This is a genomic window from Brevundimonas sp. UBA4553, assembly GCF_002387245.1.
In the GTDB taxonomy this organism is placed as follows: Bacteria; Pseudomonadota; Alphaproteobacteria; order Caulobacterales; family Caulobacteraceae; genus Brevundimonas.
Genome location: NZ_DGLD01000001.1, coordinates 173,812 through 192,305 on the forward strand (window position 1 = coordinate 173,812; position 18,494 = coordinate 192,305).

Genomic DNA, 18,494 nt, shown 5'->3' on the forward strand with positions numbered 1-18,494 from the left:
TGGACTTAGAAGTCCATGCCGCCCATGCCGCCCATGCCGCCCATGTCGGGGGCGCCGCCGGCCGAGGCCTTCTTCGGCGCGTCAGCGATGGCGGCTTCCGTCGTGATCATGATGCCGGCGACCGAAGAGGCCGACTTCAGAGCCGAACGGACGACCTTGGCCGGATCGATCACGCCCATCTGGACGAGGTCACCGTACTCTTCGGTCTGGGCGTTGAAGCCGAACGAGGCGTCGGTCGAGTCCATGACCTTGCCGACCACGATCGAGCCTTCGACGCCCGAGTTTTCCGAGATCTGACGGATCGGAGCCTGCAGGGCGCGACGGACGATGGCGATGCCGGCGTTCTGATCGGCGTTGACGCCCTTCAGATCGATCAGCTTCTTGGAGGCTTGCAGCAGGGCCACGCCGCCGCCCGGGACGATGCCTTCATCGGCAGCGGCGCGGGTTGCGTTCAGGGCGTCGTCGACGCGGTCCTTCTTTTCCTTCACTTCGACTTCGGTCGAGCCGCCGACGCGCAGGACGGCGACGCCGCCGGCCAGCTTGGCCAGACGCTCTTGCAGCTTTTCCTTGTCGTAGTCCGAGGTGGTGTCCTCGATCTGACGCTTGATCTGGCCGACGCGGGCTTCGATGCCGTCCTTCTCGCCAGCGCCTTCGACGATGGTGGTGTCGTCCTTGGTGATCTGGACCTTCTTGGCCTTGCCCAGCATGTCGAGCGTGACGGTCTCAAGCTTGATGCCCAGGTCTTCCGAGATGACCTGGCCGCCCGTCAGGATGGCGATGTCTTCCAGCATGGCCTTGCGGCGGTCGCCGAAGCCCGGAGCCTTGACGGCGGCGACGCGCAAGCCGCCGCGCAGCTTGTTGACCACGAGGGTGGCCAGGGCTTCGCCTTCGATGTCCTCGGCGATGATCAGCAGGGGACGGCCCGACTGAACCACGGCTTCCAGCACCGGCAGCATGGGCTGCAGCGAGGTCAGCTTCTTCTCGTGGAGCAGGATGAGGGGCTCTTCGAGGGCAACCTCCATCTTGTCGGCGTTGGTGATGAAGTAGGGCGACAGGTAGCCGCGGTCGAACTGCATGCCTTCGACGATGTCGACGGTGGTTTCAGCCGTCTTGGCTTCTTCGACCGTGATGACGCCTTCGTTGCCGACCTTGGCCATGGCCAGGGCGATCAGTTCGCCGATTTCAGCGTCGCCGTTGGCCGAGATGGTGCCGACCTGGGCGATTTCCGAGTTGTTCGAGACCGGCTTGGAGATGGCCTTGACCTCGTCCAGAGCCACGCCGACGGCCAGATCGATGCCGCGCTTCAGATCCATCGGGTTCATGCCGGCGGCGACGGCCTTCAGGCCCTCTTGCACGATGGCCTGAGCCAGAACGGTGGCGGTGGTGGTGCCGTCGCCCGCGTTGTCGTTCGCCTTGGAGGCGACTTCGCGGATCATCTGGGCGCCCATGTTCTCGAAGGCGTCTTCCAGCTCGATCTCTTTGGCGACCGAGACGCCGTCCTTGGTCGAGCGCGGGGCGCCGAAGGACTTCTGGATCACGACGTTGCGGCCCTTCGGACCCAGGGTCACCTTGACGGCGTCAGCCAGGACGTTGACGCCACGCAGCATCTTGTCGCGAGCGTCGGTGTTGAATTTTACGATTTTAGCGGCCATGTGGGCAGCTCCTATCTAAATGTTTTTACGAGAGAAACCGGAAACTTGGAGTGCTTAGGACAGCACGCCCAGGACGTCGGATTCCTTCATGATGATCAGGTCTTCGCCGTCGATCTTCACTTCCGTGCCCGACCACTTGCCGAACAGGATGCGGTCGCCAGCCTTCAGTTCCAGGGCGTTGACCTTGCCGGACTCATCGCGAACGCCGGGGCCGACGGAGACGACTTCGCCTTCCTGGGGTTTTTCCTTGGCGGTGTCGGGGATGATGATCCCGCCCTTGGTCTTGGATTCTTCTTCAACGCGCTTGACCAGCACGCGGTCGCCGAGAGGACGAAACGCCATCTGTGATCTCCCAATAGAATGTCGGTTCAAGCCTCGGAACCTGCGGCTTTGGCAGCCGCCCTCCCCGAGTGCTAACGCGACGGGAGTTAGGGGGAGGGGGTGGGAGCGTCAAGGGCGCGAAAGGGCAAATTCCGGGTGGTCGCGACCAAGGCCAAGATGACCCGAATATGAACAGAACCCCTTGGGGTCGTTCAGCGGAGCGCTTCTAAAAGGAAGACAACGGATCAACCGGCTTTCGAAAGGAGCCCCGCCATGAAGACCATTTCCAAGATCGGCGTCGGCGCGATCGCTCTGACGATGTTGGCGACCACCCCCGCCGCCGCCCAGTCCTATCGCGATCGCGATCGCGACAACACCGGTCGTGACGCTGTGCTCGGCGCCGTCGTCGGCGGCGTCGCGGGCGCCATCATCGGCCAGGGCGATGGCCGCTATATCGCCGGCGGTGCCCTGGCGGGCGCCGGCCTGGGCGCAGTGGCCTCGAACAACGGCGGCGGCGACGACTGCGGTTATTATCGCAACGGCCGTTGCTATCGGAACCAGGGCCATTGGGAGCGCGACCACGGCATCAACAGCCGCGACGGCTACTATAACGGTCGCTACGAGCGCCGCGATCACCGCTATGATCGCCGCGACCGCCACGACAACCGTCGCGACTATCGCTACGATCGTCGCTGGTAGATTCAGGACCTGACGAACATAAGGCCCGGCGATAACGCCGGGCCTTCTTTGTGTCGGGTGTCAGCGGACGCCGACGGTGAGGGTGTAGTTGGCGTGCTCGTCGCGGCGGGCGGCGTTACGCATCAAATAGACCCTTACGACATAGTCGCCGTTGGCGGGCAGGGCGCCGCGCCAGTCTACGACATTGGCCGCGCCATCCAGCGCGGCGTCGCCGCCTCCGGGCGGCAGGACGTTGAAATAGGCTGAGGCGTTGGAGGTCTGCATCCGCACGCTCAGCGTCTGGCCGCGTCGCGCACCGATCACGTAGTCGACAGAGTCGTAGCCGTGAACATTGCCATGCAGGGTGGCTGCCGAGGTGCCTCGTGCGAACTGGACTCGTTCCGTCCGCGTGTGATCCTGAGCGAGAGCGGGCTGGGTCAGGGCGAGGGCGCCCAGCGCAGCGATAAGGGAAGGTCTGAGCATTGGGCTCTCCGGTTTGACGCCCGTGCAACGGCAAGGCTGGCTTCGGGTTCCGGCGAGGGCTGCGACCGTCCACCGCGCAGGATGCATTTGAAGAACCGTGATAGGTAGGTAATGGTGGCGTCCGCCTCTTGGTTTCGATGTTCCACTCCTCGCCGACCTTGCAGAGAAGACCCATGACCCGATCCAGGACACGCGTCTCCGTTCTCGCCGCGGCCGCACTTCTGGCGGCCTCCCTTCCCGCCGCCGCTCAGACTCCGCCCGATCTGCGCGATCTGGTGGGGGCGCGCGCCGGACAGGCCGAGAGCACCGTGCAGAGCCGCGGCTATGTCTTCGTCCGAACCCAGGAGGGCGGCGACGCCAAGTGGAGCTATTGGCGGCGCGGCGATGACTGCGTTCAGATCACGACGCGGGACGGCCGCTACGCCTCGATCGACCGGATGGATCGCGACCAGTGCGGCGGGTCCGCCCACAACAGCGGCGATGCGGCGGCGGCGGTGCTGGCCGGGGTGGCGGTGATCGGACTGGCGGCGGCGCTGGCGCATCACAACCGCAACCACAACGACCGCGACGAGCGGCACGACGACGACTATTCGCGCGGCTACCAGGACGCCCTCTACGGGGCGACCTACGACCGCAACGACAGCGAGGCCTATCACGACGGCTATCTGGCCGGAGAGGCCGAGCGCAGCAACCGTCGCGCCTCCAACACCGACCATGTGCGCCGCGCGCCCTGGGCGGCGCAGCAGGCCTGCTCGGTGCGCGCCGACGACTTCCAGAACCGGCCGCGCGGCAGTTCGACGCCGATCAGCGTGCGCGAGGAAGGCGATGAATGGCGGATGGTGATGGGGACCGGACCCTATCGCTCGGTCTGCGTGGTCAGCGACGACGGTCGGGTGCGGAGCATCGACCCCTATTGATCGACTAGACCAGCAGCCGGTTCAGAAGGGCTGCCGTCGACGGGTCGAGACCAGGCGAGGCGGCGCCCGCCGCCACGTCCTTCAGCACCGCTTTCGCCAGCACCTTGCCCAGCTCGACACCCCATTGGTCGAAGCTGTTGATGTCCCAGATCACGCCCTCGACGAAGGTCTTGTGTTCATAGAGGGCGATCAGGGCGCCGAGCGTGCGGGGCGTCAGCCGATCCATGAGGATGGCGGTCGACGGGCGGTTGCCGGGGAATGTCTTGTGCGGGGCCAGACGGTCGGCCTCGGCGCCCGACGCGCCCGATGCGATCAGTTCGGCGTGGGCCTGGGCCTCGGTCTTGCCCTGCATGAGGGCCTGGCCCTGGGCGAGGGCGTTGGCCCATAGCGGGCTTTCCGACGTATCCCCATGGGTAGAGGCGACGATGACGAACTCGGCCGGCACCACCTGAGGACCTTGATGGATCTGTTGGAAGAAGGCGTGCTGGCCGTTGGTGCCGGGTTCGCCGAAGACGACGGGGCAGGTCTGGCGGCCCACGGGCGAGCCGTCGCGGCGCACGCGCTTGCCGTTCGACTCCATCTCCAGCTGCTGCAGGAATGAGGGCAGGCGGCGCAGGGCGTGGGCGTAGGGGGCGACGGTGCGCGCGGGGCGGTGCAGGCCGTCGACGTTGTAGATTTGGGCCAGGGCCAGAAGAACCGGGGCGTTGGCTTTCAGCGGGGCGTTGAGGAAATGCTGGTCCAGTTCAGCGGCGCCGTCGAGGAAGCCCTGGAACACCTCCCAGCCCAGACCGATCACGCAACTCAGGCTGACCGCAGACCACAGCGAGTAGCGGCCGCCGACCCAGTCGCTGAAGCCGAATACCCGCGCACAGCCAAAGGCGCGCGCTCTTTCCGGTGCGGCGGTGACGCCGATGAAATGGCGGTCCCGGCGCTCTTCGGGCAGACCTTGGGCCAGCCAGGCCTTGGCCGCTTCGGCATTGGCCAGGGTTTCCTGCGTGGTGAAGGTCTTCGACACCACGACGACCAGGGTGGTTTCGGGATCCAGTCCGGTCAGAGCCTCGGCCATGTCCCGGGGGTCGATGTTGGAGACGAAGCGAAGCTCGATCTCAGGCTGTAACGGGCGCAGGGCGTCCCACACCAGGCGCGGGCCCAGATCGGAGCCGCCGATGCCGATATGAACGACCGCCTTGAACGGTCGACCGGTCGCGCCGGTTTCCGAGCCATCTCGGACGATTTTGGCATAGTTCGCCATGGCGGTGCGGACATCGTCCACATCGGCTGAAACCGGCTCGCCCAGAGCATGGAAGTTCGCGCCGCCGGGTGCGCGCAGGGCAGGGTGCAGCACGGCGCGGCCTTCGGTGGCGTTGACGGCCTCGCCGTCGAAGAGGGCGGCGCGGCGCCCCTCGACATCGGCGGCGCGGGCCAGGGCCAGGGCCGCGTCGAAGCCGGCGCGGGTCCAGCTCTGCTTGGACAGGTCCACATGCAGGCCGGCGACGTCCATCGTCATGCGCGACAGGCGTTCGGGATCGGCGGTGAACTGATCGAGGATACGAGCCTCGGCGTCCCGGCGGGCGACGGCTTCCAGTTCGGTCCAGGCGGCGACGTGGGGCACGGCGGTCTCCAGTGAAGGTCGGCAAGCCCTCGTTTACGGCTCAGGCGTAAGAGGGTTCAATCGAATGCGCGGTGCAAGGCCTTCAACAAGGGTTTCCTGCGCGATCTGAAAAGGAACCGACATGTCCTGTGGTCTCGCCCTCGCCGCCGCCCTGATGCTGAGCGATCCCTCCGTGGCCGCCGCGGCAGCCCAGCCCCCGGTCGCCGCCGATGCGCCGGTGTCGGTCGCCCATGAGCCCCTGTTTGCCGATCTCGTCACGCGTTCCGGGTCGCTGAAGGCCATCGTCGACGGCTGGATCGCCTCAGGCGAGGCAGACCAGGCCGGCTTCTTCGCCTCGCCCGCCTTCACCGGCTTCAAGACCCAGGCGACCGATCTGGCCGCCCGCGATCTTCAGGGGCATCTGGTGCTCAAGGAACGCGGCACCGACAATGATCTGAAATGCATCCTGCGCGGCATCTCGGAAGACATGCCGAAAAAGGTCGCCGCCGTCGAAGCCGCGCCCAACGCCGCCGAACGCAAGGTGGCTCTGGAAGAGCTGGCCTATCTGCTGAACGACAACGTCGAGGTCATCACCTCGCCGCCTAAACCAGCTGTCTGAAGGACAACTGGTTCAGGCTTCTTTCTTGGGCCTACTGCGCTTCGCGCTGCTTGAGACCCGGATCGAGATCAAGAGCCTTGAGGTGCGACCTCAGCTCTCGACGGTTTCCGGGTATTTGATGGCGCAGCCGTAGGGCTGGGCGAAAGCGGTCTGGACCGGGCGGCCGGCCTTGGCGTCGGCCAAAGCGGCGCGGACGAAGTTGTTGGCGCCCTCAAGGTCCTCGACCTTGTTGGTGGGCTTGTCGTCGATGCCGCCGACGAAGATCAGACGCCCCTCGGGATCGATGATGCGCATATCGGGCGTGGTCTTGGCGTCATAGCGCTTGCCCACCTCGCCGGTCGGGTCGAGCAGAAGGTGGGTGAAGGCGGCCTTGTGCTTGGCTTTCCAGGCGCGAGCCTCTTCACCCTCGACATAGCCCTGCGTTCCAGGCGCCGATGAGATGATGGTCAGCCACACCACGCCGTCGCCGGTCGCTTCGCGCTGCAGGCCTGCATGGCGCCGGTGTAGTGCTTCTTCACATAGGGACAGCCTTCGTTGGTCCACTCCAGCACTACGGTCTTGCCCTTGAAGTCGGCCAACGAACGCTGAGCCCCTTGGGCGTCGACCAGGGTGAAGGCGGGGGCTGCATCGCCCGGCCCGGCGACAGCGGCCGCCGCCGCTTCGGCAACGGCGGCGGTGTCGGGCGCGGCGGCGGGCTGCTGCTGACAGGCGGCAAGCAGCAGCAGGGAGGCGGAAGCGACGGTCAGTATGCGGAACATCGGCGGTCTCCTTGAGTGAAAATCAGCGGGCGGCGTCCTTGAGGGCTTCGACGACGGTCCCTTCGGTCAGAAGCTGGGGCAGGATGCGCGGCTCGGACTTGCCGGGCGTGTAGAGCAGATAGAGCGGCACGCCGGAGCGGCCGTGGCGCTGCAACTCGGCGGTGATGGCGTCGTCGCGGCGGGTCCAGTCGCCGACCAGATAGAGGGCGTTGGTCTGGCGCATCGCCTCGGCCGTGCGGGCCGAGGACAGGGCCGCGCCTTCATTGATCTTGCAGGTGACGCACCAGTCGGCGGTGAAGTTGACCAGGACGGGGCGGCCTTCGGCCAACGCCGCCTGAACGGCGGCTTCCGACCAAGGCTGTGACGCCAGATGCGTGGACCCGACAGCGCCGTCGTCCGTGGCGGGCGCCGCGCGCGCGGCCATGACGCCGAGGCCGAGGGCGAGGATCAGAGCCAAGGCGGCGGCGACGATGGCGCCGCGGCTCCGTCCATGAGCGAGCTGTGATCGACCGTAGAGCCACAGGGCCAGAGCCAGCATCAGGCCGGCGCCGAACAGAAGGGCGAGGGCGTCGGCGGTCTGGCGCCCATAAACCCAGGCCAGCCACAGCGCGGCGCCGTACATGGGAAAGGCCAGCAGGTTGCGCAGCGTTTCCATCCATGGGCCGGGCTTCGGCAGGCGGGACAGGAGTCGAGGCGACAGGCTGACCAGGACATAGGGCAGGGCCAGCCCCAGCCCCAACATCAGGAAGACGGCCAGAGCCATCGGCCACGGCATCAGCAGGGCGGCGCCGAGGGCAAAGGCCATGAAGGGCGCGGTGCAGGGCGCCGCCACGACCACGGCCAGAACGCCGGTGAAGAAGGCGCCGGCGGCGCCGGGCAAACGCGACAGGGGCCCCGATCCGGCGCCTTGCAGGCCTCCGCCGATGTGGAAGACCCCCGACAGGTTCAACGCCACCGCCAGCATCAGCAGGGACAGGGTCGCGACCACGCCCGGCGACTGCAACTGGAACCCCCAGCCCAGGGCCTGACCGCCGGCGCGCATGGCCAGCAAGGCGCCAGCCAGGATCAGGAAAGTGGCGATGACGCCCGCCAGGAAGGCCAGCCCGTCACGCCGGGCCTCGCGCGGCTCATGCGCCGAACGGCTGAGCGCCGCCGCCTTCATGGCCAGGATAGGAAAGACGCAGGGCATCAGATTGAGGATCAGCCCGCCCAGCAGGGCGAACAGGGCGGCCTGCAGGAAGGCGACGGGCGTCGTGGCTGCGCCCATCGACGCCTCGCCGTCGCCCAGCGCGCCCGCCCCTGACGCGCCCGTCAGGGGCGGGCCCTGATCGGCTGAAATCTCCCAGGCCCCAAGATCGGTGGACAGCACGCCGGCCAGCGGCGGTGTCAGGCCGTTGGCCGTCAAGCCGCGCCCGGGCGCGATGTCGAGGGTCAGCCCCTGAGGGCCGCGCTGTCCGGTCTGAGCGGCGGCGTGGTCGATGATCCCGCCTTCGAACGGGAAGAAGTAGGCCCATTTGGGCGCAGCACCCGCCAGAGGCCCGCCGGTCGCCGTCAGGGTCAGCCGCCCGTCAGCGAAGGCGGCGCGCGCTTCGATCCCGGCCGGGCGCGGCGCGGTCTGGATCAGGGTCTGGATCTTCTGGCCCCAGCGGGGATCGAGCGGCGCGGCGCCTTCCTGCACCCGCAGGTCCAGGCTCAGGGTCAGTTCGTCCGGCACGCACATTTGGTCGCTGCAGACCATGAACAGGGCCTCGGCGGTCAGGCGAAGGGTCTGGCCGGGCCGGGCGTCGGCGGGGATCTCGATCGGCACGGGAAGGAAGACCTCCCCCTCGTAGCCGTAGTTCATCAGGCTCTGCAGCCGCTGGCGATGCGGCAGGGGCCACACGATGTCGCCCGCGCCGACGCCGTCGGGGAGGCTCCAGTCCAGGGTCGTGGGACCGCCGGAATCACCGGGGTTGCGCCAGTAGGTGTGCCAGCCCGATTGAATCTGCTGACGCACGGCCACCACGGCGGTCGAGCCGGGCGCAGCCCAGGCGCTCATCGGCGTCAACTCGGCCTCGATCCGTTCCGTGCGTTGCGGTCCGGTGGAGGTCAGGGCGGCGCCGGCCTTCAGCGCCTGGTCGAGGGCGGAGGGCGCGGCGGCAGCCGAAGCCGCGAAGGTCAGCCAGACAAGGAGAGCGACGAAAAGACGCAAGAGGACGACACCGGGCGATGAGGACTGGCGGCGACCTTAGACGTCGCGCGCCATGACAGCCACCGTCCCGCGACGCCAGGCCGCACGAGCCTTAACGAGGGGCGGCCTCGATCACGACTTCGGTGCGACGGCGCAGGGGATCATTGACCCCGTTGACCACGGCGCCGTCGGCGCCGGCGGCGGCCACTTCGAACGCCGGCGGGGGCAGGCCGGCGCCCGCCAAAGCCTCGGCCACGGAACGGGCGCGCCGCTCGGACAGCGACTGGTTGGCGGCCGGCGTGCCGCTGCGGGCGTCGGCCAGGCCCAGAACCTGGACCTTGGTAACATTGCATCCCTGAAGCTGGGTCGCTGTGAGGCTGATGGCTTCACGCGCCGCGGTGGTCAGGCGGGCCTGATCCTGATCGAAATAGACCTCGAACCGCTTGGCGGTGCAGGCGGCGGGATCGGTGACCAGATCACTGCGAGACTTGTAGGCGGCGGGCGCCGCGCAGCCGGCCAGCGCCAGGGTCAGGCCGCCGACGACCGAAAGAGGGATTATGGATTTCATCAATCAGCCCTTCGACAGAACGCCCAGCCCCGGGCGCGCAAGACTACAGAAGCAAAAAGGGCGGCCCGCGCAAACGGACCGCCCCTTGAACCTGACCCGAAAATCCATCGGGCGCCAGTCGTCTTAGTAACGACGCTGGCCGTTCTCCCAGTAGCATTCGGTCTGGCGGTTATCGTAGCAGTAGTAATAACGGCCTTGATTATCGCGATAGCGCTGCTGGTTGTTGCGGTCCTGGTTCGAGCCGCGGATCGCGCCCGCTGCGCCGCCCGCCAAGGCGCCGATGGCTGCGCCGGTGGCTGCATTGCCGCCGCCGACGTTGTTGCCGATGATGGCGCCGGCGACAGCGCCGATGCCGGCGCCGATCGCGCCCTGGCGCACGGTTTCATTGTTGCTGCTGCCGCCATAATAGGGGTCGCTGGCACAGGCAGTGACCAGAAGACCGGCGCCGGCAATGGCGATAATCGCCTTATTCATGGATCTGTCCTTCATCCCGAGGGGGCTCCCCTGAAGTCCACAGAACGCAGGCGAACGGCGGCGGTTCCGGGCCATGCGAGCAAGCTTTACATTATTTTTTGCCGACCCTGCAGGCGTGGGAACCGAGGCGGGGGCGGGACGTTCGCCGCCCATGACAGACACCCTCGCGCCCGATGCTGCTCTTACCGCCCATGTCGATATCAGGAAGGTGATCATCCTGGTCAATCCGCTGTCGGGCGGGGTCGGGCCCCAGGCGGCGAGCGAGGCGGAAACTCTTTTGGGGTCATATGATTTCGAAGCGACGGTGACGACCCTCGAGGGCCCCAGGATTTCGACCCAGATCGACGAGGCGTTGAAGGCCAGACCCGATGTCCTGTTCGTCCTGGCGGGGGATGGAACCGCCCGTTCGGTGGCGGCCCGGGCCGGCGCCAAGGGACCTCTGATCGCCCCTCTGCCGGGCGGAACCATGAACATGCTGCCCAAGGCGCTCTACGGCACGGGCGACTGGAAGCTGGCGCTCAAGCGCGCTCTGCAGGAAGGCGCGCCCCAGGCCGTGTCGGGCGGCGTGGTGGAGGGCGAGGCCTTCTATTGCGCCGCCATTCTCGGTGCGCCCGCCCTCTGGGCCCCCGCGCGCGAGGCCATGCGTACGGGCAAGCTGAAGCTGGCCTGGATGTACGGGCGGCGGGCGTTCAAGCGGGCCTTCAGCGGCCACATCCGTTTCAGCCTGGACGGGGGCGCCCGACGCCGGGCCGAGGCCGTCGTCCTGATCAGCCCGATGATCTCGAAGGCGCTGGACGAACCGGTGGGGCTGGAAGCCGCGGCCATGACGACGTCGGACGCCGCCCAGGCGTTCGGGCTGGCGGCGCGCGCCCTGTTCGACGATTGGCGCCACGATCCCAATGTGACCACCCAGCCGGCGCGCAAGATCAGGGTTTCGGCCCGGTCCAGGATACCGGCGGTGATCGACGGTGAACCGATGCTGCTGGGTCGAGAGACCGAGATCAGCTTCCTGCCCCGCGCCTTCATGGCCCTGGCGCCGCTTCCGCCGGCGGCCGAGGACAGTGTCTGATGGGGCGTGTGATCCAGTTTTCCGACGTGCATTTCGGATGCGAGCATGTTCACGCGGTCGCCGCCGCCGTCGATTACGCCAAGGCGGTTCCGCATGACCTGGTCCTGATCACGGGCGACATCACCCAGCAGGGCTTTCCGAAGGAGTTCGAGGCCGCCGGCGCCTGGATACGCGCCATGCCGCAGCCGGTCTTCGTCACCGTCGGCAATCATGACGTGCCCTACTGGGATGTGGCGGCGCGGCTGTTCTGGCCATGGCGGGCCTTCGAGGCGGCCACGGGGCATCCGGCGCACGACCATGAGTTCAAGCGCGACAACCTGATGGTCCGCGGGGTGACGACGGCGCGGGGCTGGCAGGCCCGGCCGAACTGGTCGAAGGGCGTGATCGATCTGGACCAGACGCGCCGCGCGGCCGAGGCCCTGCGCAACGCGCCGATCGGGGCGCTCCGCATCCTGGCCTGCCACCACCCTCTGATCGAGATGATCGGCACGCCGATGACCGGCGACGTGAAGCGCGGCGACAAGGCGGCCCTGATCTTCGCCGAGGCGGGGGTGGACCTGATCACGACGGGCCACGTCCATGTCCCGTTCGCCCTGGGCATAGACCTGTCGGACCGATGCTCCTACGCTATCGGCTGCGGAACCCTGTCGCATCGGGAGCGCGGGGCTCCGCCAAGCTTCAATCGCATCGAATGGGACGCCCGCGAAATTGTGGTCACGGCCGTGGTCTGGACCGGCCAGCGGTTCGAGGACCACCAGACCTGGCGTCTGCCGCGTCGTCAGGACACCCGACGCGCCGAGACCGCGCCCGATCCCGCGACGCCCGGTGAGATGGAGGCGACGGTGGCCTGAGGCTCCAACCAAGAAAAAGGCCCCGGCGATCGCCGGGGCCTTTTCACGTTGGGGTGGGGTGGACCCCGTCAGATACGCGGACCTCGTCCGCGCATGCCGCCGACCACCAGGGAGACCACGAACAGAATAACGGCGATGATGGCGATGAACTTGGCGATCTCGAACGACATGCCCGAGATTCCACCAAAGCCGAGAACAGCGGCGACCAGTGCGATGATAAAGAAAATGATGGCCCAGCGAAGCATGGACGACCCTCCGGAACGTTGTTGAAACGAGAGCAAGACTATCGACCCCTCCCGTCGATCATCCCGCCTGCTTCAATAACGCCCCGAAGGCTTGGCCGTTCCGCGTCCTAACGTCGGCGTGGGCGGCTTTTTTCAGTAAAGGCCGCCGCCACCATGGTCGCCAAGGCCGGGTTGCGCAGGAAGATCCAGCCGCCGGCCAGCGCCGCCACCGTGCCGAGCACAGGGCGCTGACGGAACAGATGGAAGGCCCGCATGCCCAGGCCTTCGGGTTCATAGTCCTCTTCCTCGTCCTCGCCCTGTGCGCGACGCACGAAGACCAGGGCGACGATCAGGGCGATCACCGCGAAGATGGCCGAGGTGATGGCCGCCGCCGCCAGCGGAACGACGACGAGGGCCAGCAGGTAGAAGACCGTGGCGCCGAGCGCCACCATGGCCACGAAGCCGGCGCCCGCCGCGACGAAGGTCGCGACGGCGCGATTGATGAGCCCCCGCCCGATCATCAGCGACGACGACCGGCGAGCAGCAGGCCGAGCACGACGCCGACGCCGAGGGCGATGGCGGTCGATTGCACCGGGCGCTCCTGTACGCGTTCGACCACGTAGCGCTGGGCTTCTTCGAAGCGTTCGGCGGCGTCGTCGTAATATTCGCGGCCGCGCACGCGCGCGTCGTCATAGTAGCCGCGCGCCTTTTCACGCAGTTCCTCGCCCTGTTCGCGCAGACGGGCTTCGGCGTCGGCGGCCTTGGCTTTCAGGCGCTGCGTTTCCTCGCGCGCGCCGGTCTTCAGATCCTCCTTGAGGGTCTTCAGGTCGTTCTTGATGTCTTCCCGAGCCTTGGTGGTGGCCATGATGCGCGCTCCGCTGGATTGTAAGCTTGACGATTAGATAGAGAACCCCTGCCCCGAACGCCACACCGACGCCCAAGGTTCCTGCAATGCAGCAAGCAAAGGGGCGTCATGCAAGGTCTGGCGCGACGGCCCGCTGGCGTCGTCAGGGGCGTCGTCCTAGAACAACGTCATGACCCAATGGCTGTTCCCGCCCGCCCCGACGCCGTCCCTGCCCATACTGGACGATACGCGACGTTTTCCCGTGCGTCGCATCCTGTGCGTCGGCCAGAACTACGCCGCCCATGCGCGTGAAATGGGAGCTGATCCGTCCAAGCCGGCGCCCTTCTTCTTCGCTAAGCCGGCCGACGCCCTGGTCGTGGACGGCGCCGACCCGCTCTATCCCGCCGCGACCGCCAACCTGCACCACGAGGTCGAACTGGTCGTCGCCGTGGGCGAAGGCGGCGCTGTCGCCGGCTGGGCCGTGGGCGTCGATCTGACACGGCGTGACCTGCAGGCCGAAGCCAAGGCCAAGGGGCGGCCGTGGGAATCGGGCAAGGCCTTCGATCAGTCGGCGCCCTGCGGCCCGCTGACGCTCGGCGCCCTGCCTGACGCCGGCGCTGCGATCACGCTCAAGGTGAATGGCGAGGTGCGCCAGTCGGGCCGCCTGTCAGACATGATCTGGGACCCGGCGGGTATTCTGGCTCAGGCCGCAGAATTATGGACCCTGCAACCGGGCGACCTGATCTTCACCGGTACGCCCGAAGGCGTCGGCCCCCTGGTCCCTGGCGATCGCGTGGAGGCCAAAATCGAGGGTTTGGCTCCGCTCAGCTTCACGGTGAAGGCGTGATCCTGCACGGCTATTGGCGCTCGGGCACCAGCTATCGCACACGCATCGCCCTCAACCTCAAGGGGCTGGCCTATGAGACGGCGCCCGTCGATCTGCGCACTGGCGATCAGAGGTCGGAGGCCTTTCGAGCGCTCAATCCGCAGGGGTTGGTCCCCGCGCTGGAGATCGACAACGATCTGGTGTTGACCCAGAGTCCGGCCATTCTGGAATGGCTGGAGGAGACCCATCCCGCCCCGGCCCTGCTGCCGTCGCTCGCGGCCGACCGGGCCCTGGTGCGGAGCATGGCGGCCCTGATCGGCTGCGACGTGCATCCGCTGAATAACCTGCGAGTGCTGAAGGCGGTGCGTGATCTGGGCGCCGATCAGGCGGGCGTGGACGCCTGGGCCGCGCGCTGGATCCTTGACGGGTTCGCCGCGCTCGAGGTGCAGGTCCAGCGGCACGGGGACGGCTGGTGTTTCGGCGACGCTCCGACGCTGGCCGACTGCTACCTGATCCCGCAGATTTATTCGGCCCGTCGATTCAATGTTGATCTGACAGCGTTTCCGAGCCTCCTGGCGGTCGAAACCCAGGCGGCCCGGCATCCGGCCTTCGTCGCAGCCCATCCCGACAATCAGCCGGATGCGGATTAAGGCTGTTCGTTCACCAACGGCCCTGATTTCAGTCAATCTCCCTTAAGCTTTGGCGCTGAAGATCGGCGTCGTGAGATTCGCTGTTCCGCCCTCTCCAGCCGACCGGCTCGCCATCGCTGTGGTGACTGAGCCTGAACGGTCGCGTCCGCTGCCGCCCGGTCAGCGGGAAGACGCCATGCGTCACCTGCTGCAGACGGCGGGCGATGCCGGCGTCGGTCTGGTGGCGACCCGGCCCGAAGGCGATGTCGAGCGTCTGCTGGGCCAGGCCTGGCCCTTCCCCTCGCCCTTCCGCGTCACCGTGCGCACCGTGCCCCTGGCCGACGGTCTGGACCGGGTCGAGGCCCGCGCCCGTCGCTCGCTGGAGCGCATGGGCCTACCGCGCGGCGACGCCGTTCTGGTGCAGAACGCCTCTGATCTGGCTGGCGCCGAAGGTCGCGCTCTGTGGGCCCGTCTGAGCGCGCTGAAGGAACGCGGCGTCTTCCGCAAGATCGGCTTCGTCGCCACGGTCGAGGACGGCCCCGCCCTGATCGCCCGACGTTTCCAGCCCGACGTGGTCCAGGTCGCCTGCAATATTCTGGACCAGCGCGCCGCGCGCGGCGGTGTCATCGATGATCTGGCCGCCCAGGGGGTCGAGGTGCATCTGGCCTCGGTCTTCGCGCAAGGGTTGCTGTTCGCCAATCGCGAGAGCCTGCCGCCGGAACTCGCCGCGCACGGCATGGCCCTGTCGCGCACGCGCCGGCGTCTGGCCGAGGCTCGGGTCGATCCGATGCAGGCGGCGCTGGCCTACGCTCTGAACCTTCCCGGCGTGGCCTCGGTGATCGCCAGCGTGGCCTCGGCCGCCGAACTGCGCGCCATCGTCGCCGCCTCGCACGCGGCCAAGCCCGACATCGACTGGGACGCCCTGGCCCTGGACGAGGCCCCTGCCGCCGTCGCCTCGCGCCTGCGCCTGCACGTGAGCAACGCCGCCTGATCCACAGCTGCGGCGGTTTTCACCGCCGGCCTGTGCATGACCCCGTCGATCCTGCTTGAGGCCAAGGGTGCGATCCGTCACCCTGACGGACAATGAACGCGCCCATCGCCCACCCCCCGCAAGCCGACCTGAAGCCCGACGCCGGAACCACGCCGGTCATGGCGCAATTCCTGGCGGCCAAGGCCGATCAGCCGGACGCCATCCTGTTTTTCCGCATGGGCGACTTCTACGAGTTGTTCTTCGACGACGCGGTGAAGGCGGCGGCGGCGCTGGGCATCACCCTGACCAAGCGCGGCAAGCATCAGGGCGAGGACATTCCGATGGCCGGGGTCCCGGTCCACGCGCTGGACGGCTATCTGGCGCGGTTGATCCGCATGGGCTTCAAGGTCGCCATCTGCGAGCAGTTGGAAGCACCCGCCGAGGCCAAGAAGCGCGGTCACAAGGCGGTGGTGCATAGGGGGGTGGTGCGGGTGGTCACGCCGGGCACCCTGACCGAAGACAGCCTGCTGGACGCGCGCGGGGCCAACCGCCTGGCCGCCGTGGCGATCCGCAAAGGCCGCGCCGCCGTGGCCGTGGTCGAGCTGTCGGCCGGGGCGGTCGACAGCGTGGCCTGCGACCTGTCGGACCTGGGCGCGGCGCTGGCGGCGTTTCGACCGTCGGAGGTCCTGGTCCCCGATCGCCTGTTCTCGGACGAGACGCTGAAGGGGGCGCTGGACGGCTCCGGCGGCGTGGTTCAGGCCATGCCTCAGGCCCTGGCCGAGCCGGTCGGCGCCCGCGACCGGGTGCAACGGCTTTATGGCGTCTCGGCGCTGGACGGGTTCGGCGCCTTCGAGGAGGCCGAGGTCTCGGCCCTGGGCCTGGTCGCCGCCTATCTGGAAACGACGCAGGCGGGCAAGATTCCGGCTCTGGCCCCGCCGCGCCGTTCGGGCGAGAGCGGCTTTCTGGCCATAGACCCGGCGACGCGGCTGAGCCTCGAGATCGACCGCACCCAACGCGGTGAGCGCGACGGTTCCTTGCTTCACTGCATTGATCGCAGCGTCACCTCGGGCGGGGCGCGGGCTCTGGCTGAGCGGGTGTCGCGGCCCTTGCGCGATCCGTCGGCGATCAACGCCGGGCTGGATGCGGTGGAATGGCTGCTGGAGCGGCGCGATCTGCGGCGCGATCTGCGCGACGGGCTGAGGTCGTCTGCGGACGTGGCGCGGGCCACCTCACGGTTGGCGCTGGGACGCGGCGGACCGCGTGATCTGGCGGCCATCCGCTCAGGTCTGACGACAGCGCAAGGTTTGGCGGGTCTGTTCGCGGCCTCGGCGCGCGACCCTCTGGCCGGACCGCCCGGGCGGGTTCTGGCCTGCCTCGACCGGCTGACGCTGGACGGGGAGCTGTCGCACCTGCTGGCCGATCTGATCGACGGCTTGATGGAGGAGCCGCCGCATCTGGCGCGCGACGGCGGCTTCGTGAACCCCGGCCACCGGCCCGAACTGGACGCCGCCCGCACCCTGCGCGACGACAGCCGCCGGGTGGTCGCGGACCTGGAAGCCCGCGCCGTGGCCGAGAGCGGGGTGGCCTTCAAGGTGCGCCACAACGCCGTCCTGGGCTACTTCCTCGAGGCCTCGGCCAAGGCGGCGGAAAACCTGCTGCGGGCCGGACCCGACAGCCCCTTCATCCACCGTCAGACCCTGGCCAATCAGGTCCGCTTCACCACAGTCGAACTGTCGGAACTGGACGCCAGGATCAGCCAGGCCGGGCATCGCGCCCTGGCCATGGAAGGCGAGACTTTTGAAAACTGGCGACGCGAGGTCGCCCGTCTGGCCGGACCGTTGCAGGGCGTGGCCGAGGCCCTGGCCGAACTGGACGCCCACGCGGCGCTGGCGGAATGGGCCGAGGAGGTCGGCGCCGTGCGTCCCGTGGTCGACGACAGCCTGTGCTTTGATGTCGAGGCCGGCCGTCATCCGGTGGTCGAGGCGGCGGTGACGGCGCAAGGCGATCCCTATACCCCCAACAACTGCCGACTGGCGGGCGACGGCGCCGGGGCCTCGCGCCTGTCGATCGTCACCGGGCCCAACATGGCGGGTAAGTCGACCTTCCTGCGCCAGAACGCGCTTCTTGTGGTCCTGGCCCAGGCTGGGGCCTTCGTCCCCGCGCGCGCCATGCGGCTGGGCGTGGTGGATCGGCTGTTCAGTCGGGTCGGCGCCGGCGACGATCTGGCGCGCGGCCGTTCGACCTTCATGATGGAGATGGTCGAGACCGCCGCCATCCTGACCCAGGCCACGCCGCGCAGCTTCGTCGTGCTGGACGAGATCGGACGCGGCACGGCCACCTATGACGGTCTGGCCATCGCCTGGGCCACCGCCGAGGCCCTTCACGAGACCAACCGCGCGCGCACCCTGTTCGCCACCCACTATCACGAGCTGGCCCGGCTGGAGGAAAGGCTGGATCACGTCTGCAACCTGTCGATGAAGGCGCGCGAGTGGAACGGCGATCTGGTCTTCCTGCACGAGGCGGCGCCCGGCGCGGCGGACCGATCCTATGGCGTCCAGGTGGCCAGGCTGGCCGGTGTCCCGAACGCTGTGGTCGGTCGCGCCCGCGAGGTTCTGGAGCGATTGGAGAGCGAAAAGGCGGCCACGGCGCGCCTCGACGACCTGCCCCTGTTCGCCGCCGTGGCCGAGCCGGTCCCGGCCCCGATCAACTCGGCGCTCGACGACGCCATGGCCGCCATCGATCCCGACGAACTGACCCCGCGCGAGGCGCTGGAGGCGCTCTACCGACTGAAAGCCTTGGGCAGACCTTAACGCCGCGGTGCGTAGTGGCCCGCATGGCGGGATTCCTGCG

21 protein-coding genes are annotated in these 18,494 nt (G+C 68.0%); 9 read left to right on the top strand and 12 right to left on the bottom strand.

Annotated features, from left to right (window positions below; all coding sequences use genetic code 11):
* Positions 1 to 5 precede the first annotated feature (5 nt).
* Complete coding sequence (gene groL / locus B4A39_RS00860) at positions 6 to 1,652, bottom strand: chaperonin GroEL (RefSeq protein ID WP_292032236.1); 1,647 nt, start codon at positions 1,650 to 1,652, stop codon at positions 6 to 8.
* Between the two features lie 54 nt (positions 1,653 to 1,706).
* Positions 1,707 to 1,994, bottom strand: a complete 288-nt coding sequence (gene groES, locus B4A39_RS00865; RefSeq protein WP_292032239.1) for a co-chaperone GroES — start codon at positions 1,992 to 1,994, stop codon at positions 1,707 to 1,709.
* Positions 1,995 to 2,246: 252 nt separating this feature from the next.
* Here groES and B4A39_RS00870 point away from each other — a divergent pair, with 252 nt between their 5' ends.
* A complete protein-coding gene (locus B4A39_RS00870; RefSeq protein ID WP_292032241.1) occupies positions 2,247 to 2,672 on the top strand; it encodes a hypothetical protein in 426 nt (141 codons plus the stop codon).
* A 60-nt stretch (positions 2,673 to 2,732) separates the two neighbouring features.
* On the opposite strand, the gene B4A39_RS00875 is transcribed toward B4A39_RS00870, so the two are convergent.
* Complete coding sequence (locus tag B4A39_RS00875; RefSeq protein ID WP_292032243.1) at positions 2,733 to 3,134, bottom strand: hypothetical protein; 402 nt, start codon at positions 3,132 to 3,134, stop codon at positions 2,733 to 2,735.
* 173 nt (positions 3,135 to 3,307) lie between these two features.
* On the opposite strand from B4A39_RS00875, the gene B4A39_RS00880 reads away from it, so the two are divergent.
* Positions 3,308 to 4,051, top strand: coding sequence for a hypothetical protein (locus B4A39_RS00880; RefSeq protein ID WP_292032247.1), 744 nt, complete (start codon positions 3,308 to 3,310; stop codon positions 4,049 to 4,051).
* Positions 4,052 to 4,055: 4 nt separating this feature from the next.
* Here the strand turns inward: B4A39_RS00880 and pgi are convergent, their stop codons facing one another.
* On the bottom strand, positions 4,056 to 5,663 hold the full coding sequence (gene pgi, locus B4A39_RS00885) for a glucose-6-phosphate isomerase (RefSeq protein ID WP_292032250.1): 1,608 nt from the start codon (positions 5,661 to 5,663) through the stop codon (positions 4,056 to 4,058).
* Between the two features lie 121 nt (positions 5,664 to 5,784).
* Between pgi and B4A39_RS00890 the strand changes: the two genes are divergently transcribed.
* Positions 5,785 to 6,261 (top strand): hypothetical protein, encoded by a 477-nt coding sequence (locus B4A39_RS00890; protein WP_292032253.1) that lies wholly within the window; start codon positions 5,785 to 5,787, stop codon positions 6,259 to 6,261.
* A gap of 90 nt (positions 6,262 to 6,351) precedes the next feature.
* Here the strand turns inward: B4A39_RS00890 and B4A39_RS00895 are convergent, their stop codons facing one another.
* The 5 genes from B4A39_RS00895 to B4A39_RS00915 all read right to left on the bottom strand — a co-directional run bounded on the left by B4A39_RS00895 (position 6,352) and on the right by B4A39_RS00915 (position 10,231).
* Complete coding sequence (locus B4A39_RS00895; RefSeq protein WP_292032256.1) at positions 6,352 to 6,720, bottom strand: hypothetical protein; 369 nt, start codon at positions 6,718 to 6,720, stop codon at positions 6,352 to 6,354.
* Entirely contained in the window at positions 6,708 to 7,019 is a 312-nt protein-coding gene (locus B4A39_RS00900) for a redoxin domain-containing protein (RefSeq protein WP_292032259.1), read from the bottom strand. The genes B4A39_RS00895 and B4A39_RS00900 overlap by 13 nt, the downstream gene beginning before the upstream one ends.
* A gap of 22 nt (positions 7,020 to 7,041) precedes the next feature.
* The gene (locus B4A39_RS00905) at positions 7,042 to 9,210 is read right to left on the bottom strand and encodes a protein-disulfide reductase DsbD family protein (protein WP_312217484.1); all 2,169 of its coding nucleotides are present in this window, start codon (positions 9,208 to 9,210) and stop codon (positions 7,042 to 7,044) included.
* Positions 9,211 to 9,301: 91 nt separating this feature from the next.
* Positions 9,302 to 9,757, bottom strand: coding sequence for an OmpA family protein (locus tag B4A39_RS00910; protein WP_292032261.1), 456 nt, complete (start codon positions 9,755 to 9,757; stop codon positions 9,302 to 9,304).
* A gap of 123 nt (positions 9,758 to 9,880) precedes the next feature.
* Entirely contained in the window at positions 9,881 to 10,231 is a 351-nt protein-coding gene (locus B4A39_RS00915) for a glycine zipper domain-containing protein (protein WP_292032264.1), read from the bottom strand.
* A 151-nt stretch (positions 10,232 to 10,382) separates the two neighbouring features.
* On the opposite strand from B4A39_RS00915, the gene B4A39_RS00920 reads away from it, so the two are divergent.
* Positions 10,383 to 11,300, top strand: a complete 918-nt coding sequence (locus B4A39_RS00920) for a diacylglycerol/lipid kinase family protein (RefSeq protein WP_292032267.1) — start codon at positions 10,383 to 10,385, stop codon at positions 11,298 to 11,300.
* Positions 11,300 to 12,151 (top strand): metallophosphoesterase family protein, encoded by an 852-nt coding sequence (locus B4A39_RS00925; protein WP_292032269.1) that lies wholly within the window; start codon positions 11,300 to 11,302, stop codon positions 12,149 to 12,151. The genes B4A39_RS00920 and B4A39_RS00925 overlap by 1 nt, the downstream gene beginning before the upstream one ends.
* Before the next feature lie 68 nt (positions 12,152 to 12,219).
* On the opposite strand, the gene B4A39_RS00930 is transcribed toward B4A39_RS00925, so the two are convergent.
* From B4A39_RS00930 to B4A39_RS00940, 3 genes are all read right to left on the bottom strand, one after another.
* Entirely contained in the window at positions 12,220 to 12,396 is a 177-nt protein-coding gene (locus B4A39_RS00930) for a DUF1328 domain-containing protein (RefSeq protein WP_200165181.1), read from the bottom strand.
* Between the two features lie 107 nt (positions 12,397 to 12,503).
* Positions 12,504 to 12,896, bottom strand: a complete 393-nt coding sequence (locus B4A39_RS00935) for a hypothetical protein (RefSeq protein ID WP_292032271.1) — start codon at positions 12,894 to 12,896, stop codon at positions 12,504 to 12,506.
* Positions 12,896 to 13,240: a glycine zipper domain-containing protein gene (locus B4A39_RS00940; protein WP_292032274.1), complete on the bottom strand. Its 345-nt coding sequence runs from the start codon at positions 13,238 to 13,240 to the stop codon at positions 12,896 to 12,898. Before B4A39_RS00940 ends, B4A39_RS00935 begins: the two co-directional genes overlap by 1 nt.
* A gap of 169 nt (positions 13,241 to 13,409) precedes the next feature.
* On the opposite strand from B4A39_RS00940, the gene B4A39_RS00945 reads away from it, so the two are divergent.
* From B4A39_RS00945 to mutS, 4 genes are all read left to right on the top strand, one after another.
* A complete protein-coding gene (locus B4A39_RS00945) occupies positions 13,410 to 14,066 on the top strand; it encodes a fumarylacetoacetate hydrolase family protein (protein ID WP_292032276.1) in 657 nt (218 codons plus the stop codon).
* Positions 14,063 to 14,695 carry a maleylacetoacetate isomerase gene (maiA, locus tag B4A39_RS00950; protein WP_292032277.1) on the top strand — a complete coding sequence of 211 codons (633 nt, stop codon included), beginning with the start codon at positions 14,063 to 14,065 and terminating at the stop codon, positions 14,693 to 14,695. The genes B4A39_RS00945 and maiA overlap by 4 nt, the downstream gene beginning before the upstream one ends.
* A 70-nt stretch (positions 14,696 to 14,765) precedes the next feature.
* Positions 14,766 to 15,665 (top strand): aldo/keto reductase, encoded by a 900-nt coding sequence (locus B4A39_RS00955; protein ID WP_292032279.1) that lies wholly within the window; start codon positions 14,766 to 14,768, stop codon positions 15,663 to 15,665.
* A 92-nt stretch (positions 15,666 to 15,757) separates the two neighbouring features.
* Positions 15,758 to 18,454: a DNA mismatch repair protein MutS gene (gene mutS, locus B4A39_RS00960; protein ID WP_292032282.1), complete on the top strand. Its 2,697-nt coding sequence runs from the start codon at positions 15,758 to 15,760 to the stop codon at positions 18,452 to 18,454.
* Positions 18,455 to 18,494 lie beyond the last annotated feature (40 nt).